The organism is Nakamurella panacisegetis (assembly GCF_900104535.1).
In the GTDB taxonomy this organism is placed as follows: domain Bacteria; phylum Actinomycetota; class Actinomycetes; order Mycobacteriales; family Nakamurellaceae; genus Nakamurella; species Nakamurella panacisegetis.
This window is the reverse complement of sequence record NZ_LT629710.1, coordinates 82,551-101,100: the sequence shown is the minus strand read 5'-3', so window position 1 is coordinate 101,100 and position 18,550 is coordinate 82,551. Positions and strand designations below refer to the sequence as shown.

General features: G+C 66.1%; 20 protein-coding genes. 14 read left to right on the top strand and 6 right to left on the bottom strand.

Annotated elements, in window-relative coordinates:
• The first annotated feature begins 11 nt into the window (after positions 1 to 11).
• Positions 12 to 617, top strand: a complete 606-nt coding sequence (locus BLS97_RS00490) for a DUF1684 domain-containing protein (protein WP_090474066.1) — start codon at positions 12 to 14, stop codon at positions 615 to 617.
• On the opposite strand, the gene BLS97_RS00485 is transcribed toward BLS97_RS00490, so the two are convergent.
• The 5 genes from BLS97_RS00485 to BLS97_RS00465 form a co-directional block, all read right to left on the bottom strand.
• On the bottom strand, positions 618 to 2,978 hold the full coding sequence (locus BLS97_RS00485) for an FUSC family protein (RefSeq protein WP_090474065.1): 2,361 nt from the start codon (positions 2,976 to 2,978) through the stop codon (positions 618 to 620).
• Positions 2,979 to 3,080: 102 nt separating this feature from the next.
• Positions 3,081 to 3,476: a pilus assembly protein TadG-related protein gene (locus BLS97_RS00480; RefSeq protein WP_090474064.1), complete on the bottom strand. Its 396-nt coding sequence runs from the start codon at positions 3,474 to 3,476 to the stop codon at positions 3,081 to 3,083.
• The gene (locus BLS97_RS00475) at positions 3,476 to 3,979 is read right to left on the bottom strand and encodes a hypothetical protein (protein WP_090474063.1); all 504 of its coding nucleotides are present in this window, start codon (positions 3,977 to 3,979) and stop codon (positions 3,476 to 3,478) included. Before BLS97_RS00475 ends, BLS97_RS00480 begins: the two co-directional genes overlap by 1 nt.
• Positions 3,976 to 4,365 carry a TadE family protein gene (locus tag BLS97_RS00470; protein WP_269457500.1) on the bottom strand — a complete coding sequence of 130 codons (390 nt, stop codon included), beginning with the start codon at positions 4,363 to 4,365 and terminating at the stop codon, positions 3,976 to 3,978. Before BLS97_RS00470 ends, BLS97_RS00475 begins: the two co-directional genes overlap by 4 nt.
• The gene (locus tag BLS97_RS00465; protein WP_197676674.1) at positions 4,362 to 4,613 is read right to left on the bottom strand and encodes a hypothetical protein; all 252 of its coding nucleotides are present in this window, start codon (positions 4,611 to 4,613) and stop codon (positions 4,362 to 4,364) included. Before BLS97_RS00465 ends, BLS97_RS00470 begins: the two co-directional genes overlap by 4 nt.
• 137 nt (positions 4,614 to 4,750) lie before the next feature.
• Between BLS97_RS00465 and BLS97_RS00460 the strand changes: the two genes are divergently transcribed.
• The 12 genes from BLS97_RS00460 (at position 4,751) to BLS97_RS00410 (ending at position 17,557) form a co-directional block, all read left to right on the top strand.
• Positions 4,751 to 6,181 (top strand): recombinase family protein, encoded by a 1,431-nt coding sequence (locus tag BLS97_RS00460; RefSeq protein WP_090474061.1) that lies wholly within the window; start codon positions 4,751 to 4,753, stop codon positions 6,179 to 6,181.
• Positions 6,178 to 6,552: a hypothetical protein gene (locus tag BLS97_RS22550; protein WP_157695088.1), complete on the top strand. Its 375-nt coding sequence runs from the start codon at positions 6,178 to 6,180 to the stop codon at positions 6,550 to 6,552. Before BLS97_RS00460 ends, BLS97_RS22550 begins: the two co-directional genes overlap by 4 nt.
• Positions 6,553 to 6,867: 315 nt before the next feature.
• Positions 6,868 to 7,431: a hypothetical protein gene (locus tag BLS97_RS22545; protein ID WP_157695087.1), complete on the top strand. Its 564-nt coding sequence runs from the start codon at positions 6,868 to 6,870 to the stop codon at positions 7,429 to 7,431.
• Positions 7,432 to 7,451: 20 nt separating this feature from the next.
• The gene (locus BLS97_RS00450) at positions 7,452 to 8,375 is read left to right on the top strand and encodes an AAA family ATPase (RefSeq protein ID WP_157695086.1); all 924 of its coding nucleotides are present in this window, start codon (positions 7,452 to 7,454) and stop codon (positions 8,373 to 8,375) included.
• A gap of 686 nt (positions 8,376 to 9,061) precedes the next feature.
• A complete protein-coding gene (locus tag BLS97_RS00440; protein WP_090474057.1) occupies positions 9,062 to 9,397 on the top strand; it encodes a hypothetical protein in 336 nt (111 codons plus the stop codon).
• Positions 9,394 to 9,768, top strand: a complete 375-nt coding sequence (locus BLS97_RS00435) for a hypothetical protein (RefSeq protein ID WP_090474056.1) — start codon at positions 9,394 to 9,396, stop codon at positions 9,766 to 9,768. Before BLS97_RS00440 ends, BLS97_RS00435 begins: the two co-directional genes overlap by 4 nt.
• The gene (locus BLS97_RS00430; RefSeq protein ID WP_090474055.1) at positions 9,765 to 10,034 is read left to right on the top strand and encodes a hypothetical protein; all 270 of its coding nucleotides are present in this window, start codon (positions 9,765 to 9,767) and stop codon (positions 10,032 to 10,034) included. Before BLS97_RS00435 ends, BLS97_RS00430 begins: the two co-directional genes overlap by 4 nt.
• Positions 10,034 to 10,480, top strand: a complete 447-nt coding sequence (locus BLS97_RS22540; RefSeq protein ID WP_157695085.1) for a hypothetical protein — start codon at positions 10,034 to 10,036, stop codon at positions 10,478 to 10,480. Before BLS97_RS00430 ends, BLS97_RS22540 begins: the two co-directional genes overlap by 1 nt.
• A complete protein-coding gene (locus BLS97_RS00425) occupies positions 10,450 to 11,082 on the top strand; it encodes a hypothetical protein (RefSeq protein ID WP_090474054.1) in 633 nt (210 codons plus the stop codon). The genes BLS97_RS22540 and BLS97_RS00425 overlap by 31 nt, the downstream gene beginning before the upstream one ends.
• Positions 11,083 to 11,526: 444 nt before the next feature.
• Positions 11,527 to 11,859 (top strand): hypothetical protein, encoded by a 333-nt coding sequence (locus tag BLS97_RS00420; protein WP_090474053.1) that lies wholly within the window; start codon positions 11,527 to 11,529, stop codon positions 11,857 to 11,859.
• Positions 11,859 to 12,200, top strand: a complete 342-nt coding sequence (locus BLS97_RS00415) for a hypothetical protein (protein ID WP_157695084.1) — start codon at positions 11,859 to 11,861, stop codon at positions 12,198 to 12,200. Before BLS97_RS00420 ends, BLS97_RS00415 begins: the two co-directional genes overlap by 1 nt.
• A 32-nt stretch (positions 12,201 to 12,232) precedes the next feature.
• On the top strand, positions 12,233 to 17,557 hold the full coding sequence (locus tag BLS97_RS00410) for a phage tail tape measure protein (protein WP_231988477.1): 5,325 nt from the start codon (positions 12,233 to 12,235) through the stop codon (positions 17,555 to 17,557).
• Between the two features lie 52 nt (positions 17,558 to 17,609).
• Here the strand turns inward: BLS97_RS00410 and BLS97_RS00405 are convergent, their stop codons facing one another.
• Entirely contained in the window at positions 17,610 to 17,990 is a 381-nt protein-coding gene (locus BLS97_RS00405; RefSeq protein ID WP_090474050.1) for a hypothetical protein, read from the bottom strand.
• Between the two features lie 93 nt (positions 17,991 to 18,083).
• Here BLS97_RS00405 and BLS97_RS00400 point away from each other — a divergent pair, with 93 nt between their 5' ends.
• Entirely contained in the window at positions 18,084 to 18,533 is a 450-nt protein-coding gene (locus BLS97_RS00400) for a hypothetical protein (RefSeq protein WP_090474049.1), read from the top strand.
• Positions 18,534 to 18,550 lie beyond the last annotated feature (17 nt).

The window sequence follows — 18,550 nt, the reverse complement described above, 5'->3', positions numbered from 1 at the left end:
GCGGAGAACCCATGTACCTGGATCTGACCGACTGGCGGCGCACGGTGGCCGAGCTCTACGCCGGCGTCCGGGCCGAGATCGACCCGCCGACCGCGCACCGACTCTGGCGGATCGGCCGGGACGAGTTGTTCCGCCACCATCCGCAGAGCCCCCTGGAGCCGACCGACCCGTTGCGGGACAGCGGTTTGCCCTACTGGCCGTACGATCCGACGCTGCGCTTCACCGTGCCGCTGGAGCCAGCGGCCACACCCGTCTCCATGACGGTCCCGTCCGGGGACGGCGACATCCCAATGGTGCTGGCCGGACGGGTCCGCCTGGGAGGACCGATCGACTCCGACGTCGACGTCTGGTGGCTCGACCAGTACGGCGGGGGTCTGTTCCTGCCCCTGCGCGACGGCACCGCGGGCGTCGAGAGCTACGGCGGCGGACGATATCTGCTGGACACGGCCAAGGGCGCCGACCTCGGTGGGGACGGCGCCGAACTGACGCTGGACCTCAACTTCCTCTACCACCCGTCGTGCCGGTACAGCCCGGAGTGGTCCTGCCCGCTGGCGCCGGCCGGCGACCGGGTGACGGCCAGGGTCGAGGCCGGCGAACGAATGCAGTTCGCGACCTGATCAGTCGGGGACGGGGCGGCCGGAGACGATGACGCCACGTCGCAGATGCAGGTGTCCGGTCAGGAGCGGCGCCGTCGGATCGGCTGCCCGGCGCTCCTGGGCGCTCCGGGCCGGCGGGGCCAGCAGGGCCTGCAACCGGCGGGCGGCGTCAAGGTGGTCACCGGTCCAGATGACCCGGACGGCGGTGCCGCTGATCGCCCCGTCCGGAGAGTGCAGGTCGGCGCGAACGGCCCGGACCAGGCGGGCGTCGGCCTGGGGGTCGTGCGGCGCCGGCTCCGGGATCGGCCGGCCGTCGACGAACCCGGCGGCCAGGTCGCGGTACCAGCCGGTGACCAGGTCGCAGGCGCCGAGCAATGCCTGCCGGGCGGTGGTGCGGTCCCCGCCGGGGGCTCCGTCGTCCCGCTGCCAGAGATCGAGCACGGCGTCGGCCGACAACCGGAGAGCTGCGGTACCGGTCACCAGGGTGGTGACCTCGGCCAGGGGGACCGGCTTGGAACCCTTTTCGGCCAGGTAGGTGCGGAAGGTGTCGTCAAGTCGGCGGGACGCAGCGGCGGCGCGTTGCGAGGAGGCGTTGGGCAGTGCCGGTGCCGGACCGGCCGGGTCGCAGCGCAGCACCCCGAACAGGACGGCGTCGGCCAGGTACGCCGCGCCGTCGGTGTAGGCCTCGGCCAATGCGCGCCCGAGGGCGGCGCCCGCGCCGCGAGGCCAGAACAGGGCACCGACCACCAGGCTGACCGCGCAGCCGATCGCGATGTCCTCCACCCGCAGCAACCCCACCTTCCATCCGGCCGGCGCGATGAGGTTGAACAGGATGACGATCACCACGGTGAACGCGGCCTGCCCGGCCACGAACGAGATGACGGCCGGGGCCAGCCCGGCGAACAGGATCGAGATCGGCAGCAGAACCCACAACGCGGCCGGGCTGGTGCCGACCAGTGCGAGCAGCCCAGCCCCGACGACGAACCCCACGAGGGTCCCGGCCAGTCCGCGGAGGGCGTTCTGACCCGTGTTCAGGGCGTTGGAGCGGAGGACGGACAGTGTGGCCAGCACCACCCAGAACGAGTGCTGGACGGCGGACAGATCGGCCACCAGGACGGCCACTCCGAGGCCGATGCCACCTCGGATGCTGTTGTGCAGCCACACCGAATGCCGATCGAAGTGGGCCACCGCGCGCTGGCCGGCGGCCGCCACCGGTCCGGCGAACCCGGCCGGCTGCCGCCCGAGCAGCCGGGCGATCCAGCTGCGGCGTTCGGCGGCGCCGGCCAGATCGATGTTGCCGGCCACGGCCCGAACGGCGAAGGTCAGCTCCTGGGCCCGGAACGAGGGATCGAGGGCCGACAGGAACTCGGTCGGCGTCTCGTCGGCCGGCGCGTCGCCGATCCGGCCGTCGGCCTCGGCGCGGAGCACCGGCAGCACTTCGGTCGACCCCTGTTCGAGCCGGAGCAGGGCGGCCTCGAGATCGCTCAGCGCCCGATGCAGACGCGACGGGTCGCCGCCGGTCACCTCCAACAGGTCGGAGCCGGCGTCGAGGACATCGGCCGCACTGATCTTCACGGCACACGCCGCCCGGTGCAGGTCGGCATCGTTCCGCGGAATGGTCGCCGCGGCCAGGATCGCGTCCAGCCACTTCAGCTCGTCGACCAGCCGGACCACGGCGCGGGCGGAGGTGCTCAGCCCGGTCGGGCGGTTCGGAGTGGCGATGAAGGCCTTCTGCAGGCTGGCCACCGCCGTGGTGGCGGCCGCGATCGCCGCCTGGTGCTCGGGGGTGTCGTGGCGGCCGCCGAGCACGAACTCCGCCTCGGCCCGGAGCCGGACGGCGATCGCCCGACAGGCCGCCGCGGCCGGGCCACGCAGGACCTCCCGGGGCGGTGCCGGCCACAGCACCGCGATGGCCACCACCGCCACGGCCGATGCGAGGCCCCATCCGGCCAGCCGGGCGGGAAGGGTCGACAGCGGCGCCGACAGTGACACCGGGAGGATGAAGGACAGCAGCAGGGAGGTCCCGGCGGCGGCCAGGACGGAACTGACCACGCCGGCGAACAGCACCGCGAAGCCAACGACGGCCATGGCGATCCCCGCCGACCACGTGTTGTTCGAGACCAGTGTGCCCAGGCAGACGAAGACCGCTCCGACGACGGACAGCGCGATCTGCGCCTGCACCCGGTCGCGGACGGGCCCACCGAAGTCGACCAGCATCAACATCGCGAACGATCCGAACGCAGCGTAGGTGGCCAGGTTCGGGTCGTCGAAGATCTTGTCGCCCAGGGCGAACATCGCCGGCATGATGATCGCCGTCCGCGCCGCTCGCCGGAGGGCAGAGAACCCCCGGTCACGAGCGGCGAGCCAACTCATCAGGTGCATGGCCCACTCCCGTCCGCCCGGCCCTCCGCCGTTGTCTTCGGCGAAAGTACCGGGCGGGCCGCCGGGTTCGACAGGGCGGTCACCTGTCGGGTCCTTCTCGGTTCACGCCGTCGTCGAGAGATGGGTCCGCGCAGTGGAGGTGACGGTGCGGTGGACGGTCGGGGAGCCGAAGAGAGCGCCGAAGGTGACGGGGTAGTCGGCGCTGCAGGTCAGGCTCAAGGTCGGGCCGCGCAGGTCGATGTCGACGGCCGGCTCGTCGCCGCGGTCGGCGAAGTAGCTCCGCAGCGAGTCGGCGGTCGTGGTCGTCGCGCCGGCGTCGGTGATCGCCCCGGCGGCGGTAGCGGCCGCCCCGTCGCACATGTGGCGCAGACGCTGTCCGGCCAGGAATGCGGAGCCGGCCGCGGTGACACCGGCACCGAGCAGCAGCAGGCACAGCACCATGCCGATGACGAGCGGGGTGATGGAGCCGCGGTCGTCATCGAGCCGCTCCGGGTGCATCAGCTGCCCTCCCGGAGGTCGCCGATGTGCACCGTGTAGATGCCGGTCACCGTGTTCTTCGAGCCGGTCAGGACAGACGGAACACCGGGGAGACTGATGACCGCGGTGACGCAGATGTCGTACACCGCACCGCCCTCGGTGCTCGGGCTGACGACCGCACCGCCGTCACATCCGGTACCCGTCGCAACGAAGGTGAGGGTGAGTTGGTCGTCGGAGACGTGTTGGTCGGCCAGGTCCAGGCGGGCGATCTGACGGGCTCGGGCAATGCCGTCGTCAACGGTCGGCGCGCGGTCCAAGGCGCGTCCGGCGTCGCGGGCGGCCTGGGTGACGGCGAACGTCGCGGCTTGGATCCGCAGGACGCTGATCAGGATGTAGACCACCGGGATCAACATCAGTACGGCCAGGAAGATCACCTCGATGATGGCGCGGCCGCCGTCCTCGGCGCCGGAGCCGGTCACGGGTGGATCGGTCGGCTCGACCGGTCCGAACCAACGGCCGGTCACCTGTCCTGCTCCTTGACCGAGTGGCCCGTCACCGTGATGTCGGGCATCACGCCGTCCAGCAGGCCGACGATGCCGGGGCTGCGCATGGTGCAGGTGACCTGGACCAGCAGGCCGTCGGAACTCGAGGAACACCGCAGGCTGTCGCGGGTTGACCCGGCGACGCCGCCCTGGAGCAACTCGGCCGCCCGGTCGGCTGCGGCCGAGGCGGGGACGTCGGCGTTGGCGATGTACCGAGCGGTGTCGGCCGCGGCCGAGGTGAGCAGGGTGCGGGAATAGGCCCACAGACCGACCGAGACCAACGACAAGAAGAGGATCACCAGCAGGACCGACACCAGGGCGAACTCGGCGACCGACGATCCGCGGTCGCGGTCGTCGGGGTCGGTCAGTTGTTGCCGGAACCCGAGACCGAGTCGAACACGTTCTTCACGGCCGCGGTGACCTGCGGCTTGAACACCGCGATCAGTGCGACGACGACGATCGCGGTCATCACGGTGATCATGACCCAACCGGGCACGTCTCCGCGGTCGTGGTCCTCCGCGTCGTCCCGCCGGGTCACCGCCACGACCCGGTCGACGACGAACAGCACCGCCGTCGACAGGTAGAACTGGACGTGCTGGGCGACTTTCTGCGGCATGGATTCCTCCTGATGGGGTGGGGCGGTTCATTGGGCGACGGCCGAGATGGCGAGCAGCCCGGGGAACAGGGCGAAGACGATGGTGATGGGCAGGACCAGGAAGACGACCGGTGTCAATATGCGTCTAAGATGTTTCTATGGCCGACCTCGTGACCTGCGGAATCTACGCCCGCATCAGCTCCGACATCAGTGGTCTCGCGCTCGGTGTCCAACGTCAAATCGCCGACTGCACAACAGATGCCGAGCGACGCGGGTGGAAAGTCACAGAGACCTACGTCGACAACGACGTCAGCGCGACACGATCCAAGGTCCGCCCGGGGTATCAGAAGATGATCGCCGACATCAAGCGCGGACACATCAGCGGACTAGTTGTCTGGGACGTGGATCGCCTAACCAGGACGCCGCGGGAGCTCGAGGACATCATCGACCTGGCCGACCACCATGGCCTCGCGCTCGCATCTGTCGGCGGGGACATCGACCTAGCGACACCACAGGGACGGATGACCGCCCGGATCAAAGGCACTGTGGCCCGACACGAAACAGAGCAACAGTCGCGCCGATTGAAGCGCAAGCTGCAGGAGCGGGCTGAATCCGGCAAGCCGCACGGAGCGGTGGCCTACGGGTACCGGCGCGTTGTTGAGTTTGACGAGCGCGGCCACCAAGGTGGTGTTCATGAGGAACTCGTCCCGGAGCAGGCCGAAGTTATCCGCAAGACCGCCCGCCTTTTGCTCGGTGGGCAATCGCTTCGGTCTGTGGTCGCACAGCTCAATGCTGACGGTGCCCGGACCCCGCGAGGTCTCCCTTGGGTGTCGACGACGCTGCGGCAGATCATGCTTAGGGACAGGAACGCCGGGTTGAGGACCCATCTCGGCCAGGTGATCGGTGACGGCGCATGGCCGGCCGTGTACGACAAGGGGACACATGACCGGGTCGTCGCGCTGCTGACCGATCCGGGCCGTCGCTCCCAAAAGGGCTCTCCTCGGAGGCATCTGCTCACCGGTATCGCCAGGTGCGGGCGCGACGGATGCGAGGGGACGATGGTTGTCAACAAGGGCCGATTGCAGGCTGACGGACGACGACAACCGCCCGCATATACATGCGCGGTATGCACTCGGGTTCGGCGGAAGCAGGCCGCAGTGGACAAGTTCGTCGAATCGGTCATGATCGCTCGCTTGGGTATGGCCGACGCGCTCCGCGTTCTGGCGACAGGCGATCCCGCAGAAGTCGAGACCGCGCGGACCACCGCATTGGATCTTGAAGCACGCTTGGATCTGGCCGCCGACCAATACGCTGACGGAGTCCTTACAGGGGAGCAGCTACGCCGGATCACTGAGCGGCTGCGCCCGCGAATCGAGACAGCGAAGTCCGTCGTGAACACCAGTATGCCCGCGGTTTGGGCTCAGGACATGGCCGGTCCGAGGGCAGAGAAGCACTGGGCGGAGGCGAGTCTTGACATCAAGCGGACCTTGATTGACATGCTGTGCACTATCACGGTCCTACCCACCGGGTCGGGCAGGTTGTTCAACCCGAGTGACATCCGAATTGAATGGCGGGAAGCAGAAGCATGAGCACCGGGCACCCCATCATCCGAGTCATCTGCTCCGAAAACCACCCTGAATACGTGGTCACCCGGTTCGCGCGACTGGACAACTACTGGTGGGGGACGGGCCGAGGGTTGAAATCAATCTTTGTCGGTCCGGATGGCCAGGGAATGCCAGAGTCGTCGGACCCGGAAGCCGTCATTGAGCACCTTTCATCACAACGAACACGTTGGCCGCTGCAGTGCGCCAGGTGCCGGTTCAACGTGCCCGCGCGCGATGACAAGATGCAGATCGTCCTCACCGCCGCCTACCAGCAAGGCATCAGAACGCTTCCGCTCCGATCCGTTCGGGCATTGCTTGAGCACGCCGCGAAGATCCCGCGGCCTCCTTTGCGCTAATAGGAAGTAGACGCTAGTCTGTTGGCAGAGCGGCCGGACCAAGCCAGATTCTTGGCAGGCCAGCGAACCATCTCAACCCGGGCAGCCCTGGGGCGGTGCACCATGCCCCCCCGGGAGACAAGATGTCCTGGACTCGAACGCGAGCGAAAATCGCGTCCACTTCTCGGCTTCATCCAGAGGCCGACCTCACTGACCTCCGCCGCCAGCTTCGCGCTGAGCGGCTCGCTGATCATGTCGCGAAGGTTGTGGCGGAGGCGCCCCCGCTGACCTCCGAGCAGCGCGAACGAATCGCGCTGCTCCTGCGGGGTGGTGTGAATGACGCTGCCTGAGAACAGAAAACCCCCGGCGGGCACCGGGGGTGGTTCCGAGAACGATCTGCTGACGGGCGAGATCCACTTCCAGCATACGGAACTTGCGGAACTCGTGGCCGAGACGGAAGCCGCGCTCGTCGGCACACTGCTCAAAAGCGACGCTGAAAGCGTAAGGGAACTTGCAGGCGGCACCTCAGCGGCCATCCTGGCTGACGTGCGTTACCAGTTTGTGTGGAATGCGGCTCGCCTTTGCGCAGATGATCTGGTGGATCCCATTCCCTTGGCGGTTGTCGACGCGGCGCGTCGAGCTGGGCTGGAAGTGCCGGTCGGGTTCAGAGGTCACGTGCTGTCCGAACTGTGGGCGCTGCATACCGCTGCACCAGCGCCCGCATCAGCCGGCTGGCTACTCTCGCAGGTCCGCGCAAACTACGCCCGCCGCCTGGCCGCTGGTGCCTTGGCGGTTGCATCAGACGCAGTATGGCGTGGCGATCTCGCAGATTTGCGGCACGTCGTCGCCGAGCAACTGGGACTCGCGCTTGCGGAGCTGGATTCGGCGGCGAGCCTGTGACACCTCCTCAGGTCGTCCCCTTGTCCCAAAGAGTGCGGACCCGCAAACAACTCGCCGACCTCCCAACGCCTTCACCATTCATCCGCAGCACGCTTGACCTGGGGACCGTAGCGTTGCTGGCCGGCTACTACGGCTCCCTGAAATCGTTCATCGCCCTGGATATGTTCGCCTGCGCCGCAACCGGCTTCGCCTGGAACCGACGCGAGGTAGAACCAGGCAAGGTGTTGTACATCGCGGGCGAAGGGGCCTACGGGCTTCATCAGCGCCTCAACGCGTGGGAAGAATACCGGCAGACGGAGATCCCCTCAGAAGGCTTCCAGGTGCTGCCTGAGGCGGTCAATTTGGGGGACGACAACGCGGTCCGTGAAGTTGCCGATCTCATCACCGCTGAGCGCTTTCGGTACGTCGCGGTCGACACCTTGGCGAAGTGCATGCCGGCGATGGATGAGAACAGTGCCCGTGACATGGGGATCGCGGTCACCAACCTCTACCGACTCCGTGCGGCGACCGTTTCGGGCACGGTGCTCGCCGTCCACCACACAGGAAAAGACAGGTCGACGATCCGTGGATCGTCTGCGCTCGAAGCCGGCGTCGATTGCGTCTACAAAACCGAAGGTGACGCCTCACTGGTGCAACTCACTCGCACCAAGCGGAAGGACGGCCCGCTGGACGACGTGCACCGCCTCGCATTCCAGGCCGTGGCAGGCAGCGAATCCGGCGTAGTTGTGTCTCAGTCGGGGTTGGGACTCCGGCCCGGAACTGAGACGTTGCTGTCTCACTTTCAGTCTCACTTCGGAGCTACCGGAGCCTCTGGGACGCAACTGTTTGAAGTGTCTGGCGTTCCTCGCGCGACGTTCTACCGATCCCTAAACGAACTGGTCACAGGCGGTGTCTTGGTTAATACCGGGACAAGTAAGCGGCCGTTCTATAAGGAGGCCAGCTGATGACCAGTCTCAGTGTCTCAATCGGTCTCAGTGTCGGTGGTACCTGTCTCACTGTCCCCACTTCTTTAGAAGTGGGACATGGGACAGACCCCGGACGAAAACGCGAGATCTGCTCAAAGGGATGCCGCCTCGCCGAGAGCCACAGAAAGCGCTGCGGGTGCGCTTGCCGCGGCCAGAACCACGGCGCAGATCGAGGTGCCGAGTGACCCTCACCGAGTTCTGCGACCACTGTGGGGCCGACACCGAGTTCGCACCCCACCCTCGGCTGGCTTTCGCGCTGGTCTGCGAGATCTGTGGCCACGTTCGCATCGACCGGTGGCGCGCTCCGATCACCGCGCTACCAGGATCGACATTGCAGGCAAGGACGGTCGGTGATCGGCGATGAGCGTCGTCGTCCCAATCAAGGATTCGGTGATGCCCTTCTGGCTCTCACTGCAAAAGGCTCTGATCGAGGCCACAAGTTTTCCTTGTGACGGGCGTGACGAGTGGGTCAGCGACAACGCCGAGGACCGCGCATACGCCGCCGGTCACTGCACCGGGTGCTCAGCGATAGCCGAGTGCGGTACTTACGCCGCGGCGGCAAAGGAGCGGTCGAACGTCTGGGCCGGCGTCGACCGAACCCCGAACTCCGGACGCCGGTCCGGATCACTCCCGCTATTCACCACCGACACCGAAGGACGGACCGCATGAACGACCAATGGCCTACCTGGGACTACGACCGGGGCGACACCATCGATCTCGACGGCCACGGCGGCACCGTTGAACGAATCGTGCTCGAAACGCACTGGCACAGCGGAAGAGAGGACCGAACGGACGGCTGGGTCAACTTCCCCGTTCGTGCCGTCTGCATCGACGCTTCTGGTCCATCCGTCGAGCTGGGCCAGTTCTCGATCAGTCCGGACCAGGCGCGCGTCCTCGCCGACAGTTTGCGAATCCTCGCTGACGTCGCTGATCCCGAGCACCTGAGCCGACCCGTCGACCCCGAACTGTTCCGCCGCGCACTGAATGGAGATCAGCAGTGACCGACGACGTCGCGCTCTGGGCGTTCACGGGACCCGATGGTCGGCCTCTATCGATGGACAGTGCCACCAACCTGCACCTCGCCGGTGTCCAACTGGCCAGCCAACTCGCCATCACCGACAACGCCGCGGTACGCGCCGAACTGATCCGCGGCGTCGCAGTGAATGATAACCAAGCGGCCGACATCTGGCAGGCCGCACTCATGCACATGTCCCTCATTGCCAACCGCATGCTCAGCATCATCGACGAGGCCGACACCGGTCTACGCCATGAACTCGAAGGCACGGCCGCCGGCATCGTCCCGCCGGAACCGAGCGTCGAAGCACCGCAACCAAACCGGGCGGCCCGTCGATCTGCGAAGCGGCGCCGGTGAGCGCCCGACGGTTCTGCGACGTGTGCGACGGGAAGACCGTCTGGGATGCAACGAACGCCGCAACCCTGACCATCACCTGCACGACCTGCGGCGGCACCGTCTCAGGCGAGACGCTCGAGTACGCAGCCGTTGCCAACTCGCAGGTGAACGTCCTGCACTACAGAGGATGCCAAGGGACAACGACCATCGAACGACCGGACATCTTCCAACCCGACATCATGTGGTCCGAGTGCCCGGCCTGCCACTACGAGACCTGGCGTCGCTGATGAACGAACCGGCCGAAGTCCAGCAGTTCGGTCCGGCCATCGTCATCACCGGACTCGCCCTGCTCGACGCCAGACGCCTCATCACCCGCGGCATCCAAGCCGGTCGCCGCGACGGCATCCAACCTCACCCCCGACTGCAGCGCCTCATGGCAGCCCTAGACGACGCGCTCGAAGCGGATGCAGTGTCGCGCAACGGACATCACGACGTCGCAGAGACAGACCCACTGCCAGCATTAGCAGCAGCGCCAGACCAGATCGGAACCCGCGAAGCAGCAAACATCCTCGGGCTCAGCAGCCGCCAAGTCCAACGGATCGCCCGCAGCCTCGAAGGACACCGAACACCGTCACGGCACTGGACCTTCGACCGCACCGCCGTCGAAGCCTACGGATATGAATACGAAAGGACTCGCCGGTCATGCCCGACAACTCAGCCGCCCGCAAGGTAGCAATCGACTCCATCTTCGGCGGTGGTGAAGTCGTCGTCGACCCGTGGTCCATCAACCTGGTTGCTGATGACTTCGCCGCCTCCAATCCCTGGACATCAGCGCAAGCGCTGGCCGAGGCGCCTGCCCCGAAGATGTTCTCCGGTGGCACCGCAGATACACCACCATTCACCGCCAGCGGCATTGACCCACAATTCCTGCTCCAGATGCCGGCGTACACACGGCACGCACTCGCCGCCGAACCCGAACGTGCGGCCGTCGCGCTCGCATTCGAACAGGACTCAACCAACCCTTACGCTCTCTACTCGCACCAAGGTCTGACCGACGCGATCGCACGCATCCGGACGTGGGCCGCGGGTCAAGCATTCGACCCGCTGCAGGCCATGCGCGAGCAGGAGGACCAGAAGGCCGCCGCCGCGCGACGTAACGCCGCACTCGCCACTGCCTTCGCACGCGGCGGCAAAGCAGCCTCCGACGCGCTGATGGCGCAGTACGCCGCCGAAGACGCGACGCGAACACAGCAGCAGGCGGCCGCGTTCGCCTCCGTTATGGACGCTCTGGGCTGGCAGGACACCGGTACCGGCAACATCGTGCCGAAGCGCTGACAAGCATGGGCGTCAACGTCACCACCGGGCCGTCACAGCTGTGCGGCCATGACGGAACGAAGGCAGTGAGGGTGCGCCTCACCTCTGGCCCTACGACCTGCCTGCGCCCAGACACCGACCGGCTCGGCCTTGCGACCCGAGCCGGCCGGTCGTCACCATCCACCCTGGCCGAAGCCCTTCTACCCGGGGGCATCCCGGGTACCGCGGGGGAGAGCCGGCCGTGTGTGTACGGGTTCCTCAGCCGAAGCCGAACATCACCCAAAGTAGCCACCCTGGCCGCATCCCCCCACCCCGGGCGTGTAGCGGGTACCGCGGGGGAGGCCTCCCGGTGGTGCGGCACTGCTCAACACTCAGTTTTCCGGATTGTGGTGACTTTGTGTGACTGACAAGCCAATCACTCCAGTCGGTCTCGGGACCCGGGGTCGGCGCTTCTGGCGTGAGACGGTGGCCGAATTCGACCCTTCTCAGTCCGAGACAGAGATTCTGACGGAGATCTGCCGGACCCTGGACAACCTCGACGCGCTCAATGCGGCGATCGCGGCTAACGGGGCGATGGTCGACGGCAGTAAGGGCCAGCGGGTCGTCAATCCGTGTCTGACGGAGGTTCGGGGCCAGCGGTTGGCATTGCACCGGCTGATCGCGGCGCTGGGCATTCCGGATGACGAAGGCGACAGCGTCCCGTCGGTGACGAAGTTGAGGGCGTCCAAGGCGGCCTCAGCTCGTTGGTCTGGGCATCGTCGTGAGGTCGCTCGTCGTGTTGTGAACGGAGTGGAGTGATGCGGCGCCGAACCGTCGAGAAGCCGATGTCGACCGTGGCCGAGCTCGCAGCCGATGTCCCCGTCGACCTGACCCAGCCGCAGTCGGCTGTGTGGGCTGACCGAGCGGCCTTCAGGCGCTGGTGCGTGACGCATCTCGGGGTGGAGATCACGTTCGGCGAGTTGGCGGATCAGTCGTGGTGGCACCGCCTGAACTCGGCTGCTGCGGCGTGGGCGCTGGCGCACGACGTTGTCGATGACTCCGGCCATCCGGACTGGCGAAAGCTTGCCGATCTCGGGATTCGTATGCCGCGCCGGCTTCGGCCGCTCGCGCTCATTCACAGTGAAGGAACGGTGGCCTGATGGTCGAGCGGTCAGTAGCGGTCCGGTTGAGTGTGAATGCGCAGGCCTATGTCGCGGGTGTCAGGCAGGCTGCTGAGGCGACGAAGAGTATTGCCACTGCGGCGGTGGAGGCGCGCACGAGGATCGCCGGTATCGGCGCCGAGGCTACACAGGTTGCTTCCCGGCTGACTGGGCTCGGCAATACCGGAGGCACGGCGCTGCGCGGCTTGGTGACCGAATCGAACCGTGTGGCGGCTGCCTTCCGCGGTCTGGGTTCGGGCAATCCGTTCGGGACGCTGGCGACGGACATCCGCAACATCGGGTCGACTCTGGCGGCGCAGCTCGCCCATGTCCATGCGTTGCACGCCGGCCTCGGCGCCCTGGCGTTCCCGCCTGGTGGTCTTGCTGGTACTGCTGCGATGCAGAACCAGATCCGTGACCTGGAGGCGCAGATCCGGGCGTTGCGGGCGGCTGCTGGTGCGCCGATCCCGATTGGTCCGACACCCCATAGTCCGGCCCCCGCCGGGGGTTCGTCTGGGTCGTCGGGGTCATCCGCTCTGTCCAGTGCGTCGCTGGCCCGCCTTGCAAGCTACGCAGCCGGGTATCTGGCTATCGGCTCCGCGATCAAGTCGACCTACAAGCAGACCGCTGATTTCGAGACGGAGATCAACACCCTGGGTGCGGTGACGCAGACGTCGGGTGCGAAGCTACAAACCGTCGCGGACAAGGCGATGGCGTTGGGTGCTGACGCGTCGATCGCAGGCGCGTCTGCCTCTGATGCTGCCGTGGCGATGACTGAACTGGCCAAGGGCGGCTTGTCGGTCGCGGACTCGATGACGGCCGCGAAAGGTACTTTGCAGTTGGCGTCGGCCGGGTCGGTGTCGTTCACGCAGGCCGCGCAGATTCAGACTTCGGCGATGGCGGCGTTTAGCCTCGGTGCGGATCAGGCGCAGAACGTCGCGGATACGTTGGCGAACACCGCTAATGCTGCTCGTGGCAGTATCGCTGATTTCGCGACTGGCCTAACCTATGCGGGTGCGACGGCGCACCTGGTCGGGTGGAACCTGACTGATACTTCAGCAACGTTGGCGTTGTTTGCGAAGAACGGTCTGACCGGGTCTGTTGGCGGTTCGACGTTGAACACGATGCTGCTGAACATGCTGCATGTCAGCAAGCCGGCGGCGGCGGCGATCAAGGCGCTGGGTATCCAGACGTACGACGCGTCTGGGCATTTCATCTCTGCGGCGAAGCTGACTGATCAGTTGTCCGCGGCTCAGAAGCGGATGACCCCTGAGGCGTTCAACGCCGCGATCGCCGTCCTCGGGGGGAACCGCGCGGTGCGTGGCCTGGCTGATGTCGCCAAAGAGGGGACGCCTGGTCTGACGAAGATGACAGCGGCCATCACGGGTGGTGCCGGTGCGGCAGCATTCTCCGAGGCCCGGATGAAGGGTCTTGGAGGCGCGTTCTCCAATCTGCAGAACCAGATCGAGACGGCGCAGGTCACCCTCGGCGAGAAGTGGTCACCTACCTTGCAGAAGGCTGCGAACCTGGCGGCGTCAGCTGTTCCTAAGATCACTGGGTTCCTGACCGGTTCGGCGCTCGGTGGTGGGCTGTCGAAGATCGGCGACTTCTTCAAGCCACTGATCTCCGGCGCTGGCGAGCTGCTGACCAAGGCATGGCCGTATGTGAAGAGCTTCGCCGAACAGGTCGGCGTCTACTACAAGAACCTCGTCGCCGGCGTGAAGCCGGTGATCGATGCGTTCGGCGGGCTGTTCCACACCCTGGCCAACAACGGGTTTCTGACCCAGTTCGGGAACGTCTTGCACGGTGTCGGCAACGCCGCCATCTTCGTCAGCAAGGCCTTCAAGCCGGTCGGTCAGGCGATCGGCTTTGTGGTTGACGCATTCGGCAAGATGCACGGCGGCGCCCAGTTCGCGACGGTCGCATTCGCCACCTTGTTGGCTCTCGGCCCGAAACTGGCCGGCGGTCTGCGGCTGGTCTGGAACGAGATGCGGAACATCGGAACAGGATCCGGCGCAGTCGCGTCCGGCCTGAGCAGGGTCAGGAGCATGTTGGCCACGGGTGGGGTTATCGCGGGTGCGGCGTTCCTGTTCAACCAGATCGGCGACGCATTCGCCGATATCAAGCGGAACCAGGATGCTGTCACTAGTTCGACGCAGGATTTGACGACGGCGCTGGTTGCGAACAACGGGCAATGGAGTACGCAGATCCGGAACCAGCAGATCGCGTCGATTGCCGGCACCGACCAGTTCAAGACGCTGATCAATGCTGGCGCGAACTACAACGACACGATGGACTTCCTGACCGGCAAGACCCATAACTTCAGCTTGATCCTGTCGGAGATCAAGAACCCGAGCCTTGACGTGATGAACGTAGTCCAGTGGGCGCAGGGCATGAACCAGTCAGGAGATGCGGCGCAGAAGGCCGCACAGGATCAGATTGCCTACGGCAAGGCAGCGGATGCGTCCGGCGCGGCAGCGATGAAGGGGTCCGGCGGTGTGTCGGGGATGGCCCTGGCCAACGAGGCGGCGGCGATCTCTGCGCTGAAGCTGATCCCCGCCACCAAGGCAGCTGCCGCCGCGGTGGTCCAGTCGTCTGGTCTGTCTCTCACTAGCCTTTCGAACATCGCCCACGGTGTCACAGGTGCCGCGGCGACGGCCAAGGAGGCCGCTGCGGACAGTCTTGACCATGCGGCCTTGCTGTATCAGAACTTCGGCGCGCACGTGGCGGGCATCCATGTTCAGCTTGACGACAAGGGTGTATTCCAAGGGTTCCAGACTGACACCGAGAAGGCGTTTGCTGCGTTCAAGCAGGCCACGTCGGATGCCGGTGATGCGGCTGATCTGTTCTGGTTCAAGATGGCCGGCCCGAAGGCGACGGCTCAGCAGGCGATCTACGCCGCTGCGGCTGCAATGCGTGCCGTTGCTGCGGCCGGTCGGGACCAGGGGTCGAACGCCGATGCGGTGACCTCGGCCCAGGCGGGCGTGAAGTCGGCCGAATCGAAGCAGACCAGTTCTGACTACACGTCGGCTCAGAAGATCCAGGACGTAGCCGCTGCCCGCAGGACGCTCGCTGCGGCTCTTGATACCCAGGCGGCGTCTCAGGCGAACCTGTACAGCGCTGAGGTAGAAGCTGGTAAGGCCGCCGCTCAGCAGGTGGAGCAGACCTACGAGGCGATCAAGGCCACCAAGGGTGACACCGCCGCCCGTACGGCCGCCGTCGCGAAGATGGCGGAGATGCGGAAGGCGTTCGTCGACAACTACGTCGCCGGCAAGCAGTCCGCCATGTCGGACGGGGAGAAGAAGAAGTCGCTTGCCGGGCTGACTGCGGAGGCGGGGAAGGTCGCTGACTCGTTTGATCTGATCCCGAAGCACGTCAACACCATCATCTCGTCGAACAATAAGGACGCGATCGCGAAGGCTGCCGCTACTGATCTGGCGAACAGGCAGGCGACGCAGAAGCGCACCGCTGTCCTGGATGCGAAGATCGATGCGGCTAAGGCGAAGGCGTTGGAGCTGAAGAAGCTCGGTATCGATGCGACGGTGGACCGTCAAGGCAACCTGATTCTGCAAACAGCACAGGCGAAGGCTGACGCTGAGGCGTTGGCGACTGCCGCTGCCGCTGCGACGGCGAACCGGTCGGGAACGTTGACGATGCAGGTGATCGCGGACACGAACGCTGCTCAGGCGGCGATCGATGCGTTGAAGCTGCCCTCCTACGCCCCGACGTTGGCAACGGAGGCTGCGTCCTACCAAGCGGCCGCGCGGCCGAAGTCCGCGAACGGCAACATCTTCTCCGGCACGTTGCAGAAGTGGTTCGGCACTGGCGGTGAGGACCACTCGGCGAACATCTACCGCGGAGGTCCGATCCGGTTCTTCGCGGAGCCGGAAACTGAGGGCGAAGGCTATATCCCTCTTGCGAAGTCGAAGCGTCGCCGGTCGAACGACATCATGGGTGCGCTCGCTCGTCGTATGGGTGGGCATTTCATCTCCGACGCGGGTAAGGCGTACGCGGACGGCGGGATGTTCCTGGCCTCCGGTGGGGTTCTTCCGGGTTCGACGGCGCTGTCGTTGTCGGGTCGCACCCCGGCGACGTTGGGCACCTCCGCGGCGAATGTGGCGCAGGCGTTGACGGATATCGCGACGGCGGTGTCTGATGCGCGCGCTGCGGCCGACGACAAGGCGTCGAAGGTCCCGGACTTGGCGTCGAAGGTTCGCGATGCTACGGCGAAGCGGACGTCTGATCTGGCGGCGGCGGAGAATAAACTTGCGGACGCCCGTGCGGTGCAGCATGCGGAGAACGCGAAGACGACGGCCCGTCAGCGGGCGATCGACGCCGAGCGGATCTCGTCGGCGCAGTTGGCGTTGGTGAAGATCAAGGCGACCGACAACGCTGCGGTGGACAAGGCGACGAGGGAACTGGCGGCGGCGAAGAGGGTCGCGGCGGCGTACCGGACGGCTTCGGATGCGGCTTCGGCGTATCAGCGGGCCGCTCAGGCGCAGTTCCGGGCGCAGCAGGCGAATGCGGCGCGGATGGATTCGTTGACGGCGCGGTTGACGACGGCGCAGGACAACCTGACGCAGATCAAGTCGGACCGCTCGAGCATGGCGTCAAGTGTCGCGGGGACAGTTTCCGGGTTCGACGGCGGCATCACGGGCCACTCGGACACCAGGACGACGTTCGACACGATCCTGCAGGGCCAGAAGTACGACATGGCGCAGACGCAGGCGTTCCAAGCGAATCTGGCGGCGTTGAGGAAGAAGGGCCTGTCCAATGCGTCGCTGGGTGCGATCGCGAATGCGGGCGTTGACGGCGGTGGGGTCACGGCGGCTGCATTGGCGAAGGCGTCCCCGGCGCAGTTGAAGCAGTTGAACGGCGTCACGGGGATGATCTCCAACATCGGGAATGCGGCCGGCAACTCGGTGGCTGGCGCGTTCTACGACGTCGGGGTCCGCGCCGGTGAGGGTCTGGTCAAGGGGTTCCAGTCGCAGATCGGTGCGTTGCAGAAGGTCATGACGAAGGCGGCCGGTGTGGTTGTCGGGACGTTGAAGAAGGACCTGCAGATCCATTCCCCGTCGAAGGTGATGCATGACCTCGGTGGGCATGTTGCGACGGGGTTCGCCAACGGGATCCTCGGTGGCTACGGCGGTGTCGCGTCGGCCACGTCCGGGATGATGTCGATCCCGCAGATCCCGGCGTCCAGCCACCGGCAGGGCGCCTCGTACAGCACCCCCCAGTTCAACGTGCGGGTGTTCGTTGGGAACCAGGAGATCACCGATATTGCGCGCACCGAGGTTGAGGTTGGCGTGGCGAAGCTCAGTCAGGCCGCCCTTGTAGCTGCTGGGAGGCCGGCGTGACCCTGGCGATCAACCTGAGTCATGTTCGTCTGACCACACGCGCAGGTCAGATCTACCCTGACTGATCGTCAGCCCCGCTGAGCTTCTGCGCCACGGCCTCCCGCTGCACTCGATTCAGACCGACGGCGCGAGCTGCTGCGGCACTTACGGCGCTCGTGGTCGCCGCCCCGCCGACCGGTTCCGCGTATGCCGGAACATAACGCCGTTCGTTGCGCCACGCCCAGAACAGCAGGAGCAAGATCCAGATCAGCAACGCGAAGCCGAGCAGCGTCCCACCCGCAGCCACTTTGCCCGCGTTGACGGTCGACACCTCCAGGTAGTCGATCTTCTCGGAGCTGTTGAACCCGATGACCATCATGACCAACCCCGCGGCACCACAGATAACTGCCAGTGCGGCGAGCGTTGACGCGGCAAGGTTCTTGTCCTCGTTCATGCATAGATGATGGACCACCAAGCGCCATATCGACAGGCGAACGGCGTACGGAAAATCCATCGCGCTGCCGATCGAACGTGCCATCATTCAGGCGTGAACCTCGACCCACGCCTGGTCGCTCTCGCCGAAGCAGTCGAACGCGGTGCCGTGGTGGCCCCCATCGGCATCCTGACTGGAGCCGGACTCGTCCAGGGCACACCCGTCACCTACGCCGCGTTCTACGAAGCGTCGACCATCAGCATCGGCCGGCAACTCGCCAGAGCGATGCCGAGCCGCGAGCTGAAGTCCTACGACGGGCGCGAGGCTGACCTATGGGCTCATCTCCGCGGCCGGATCAATCCAGCGATGTCGGCACTTGGCGATCCGAGCCAGCCCGACACTCTTGCGCTCAACATCGCGCCCGCCCAGTGCACGCTAGGAACCACCGTCCTGCACGTGCCGGCCGTCCGCGTGCCACTCTCGGCGGTCGACACCTGGTGGGTCAGCGACTTCATCCCCGAGCAGAAGACGCCGATGTTTGTCGGGTTCACCGTGGGACTCTAGGCAAAGGATTCGGGAAG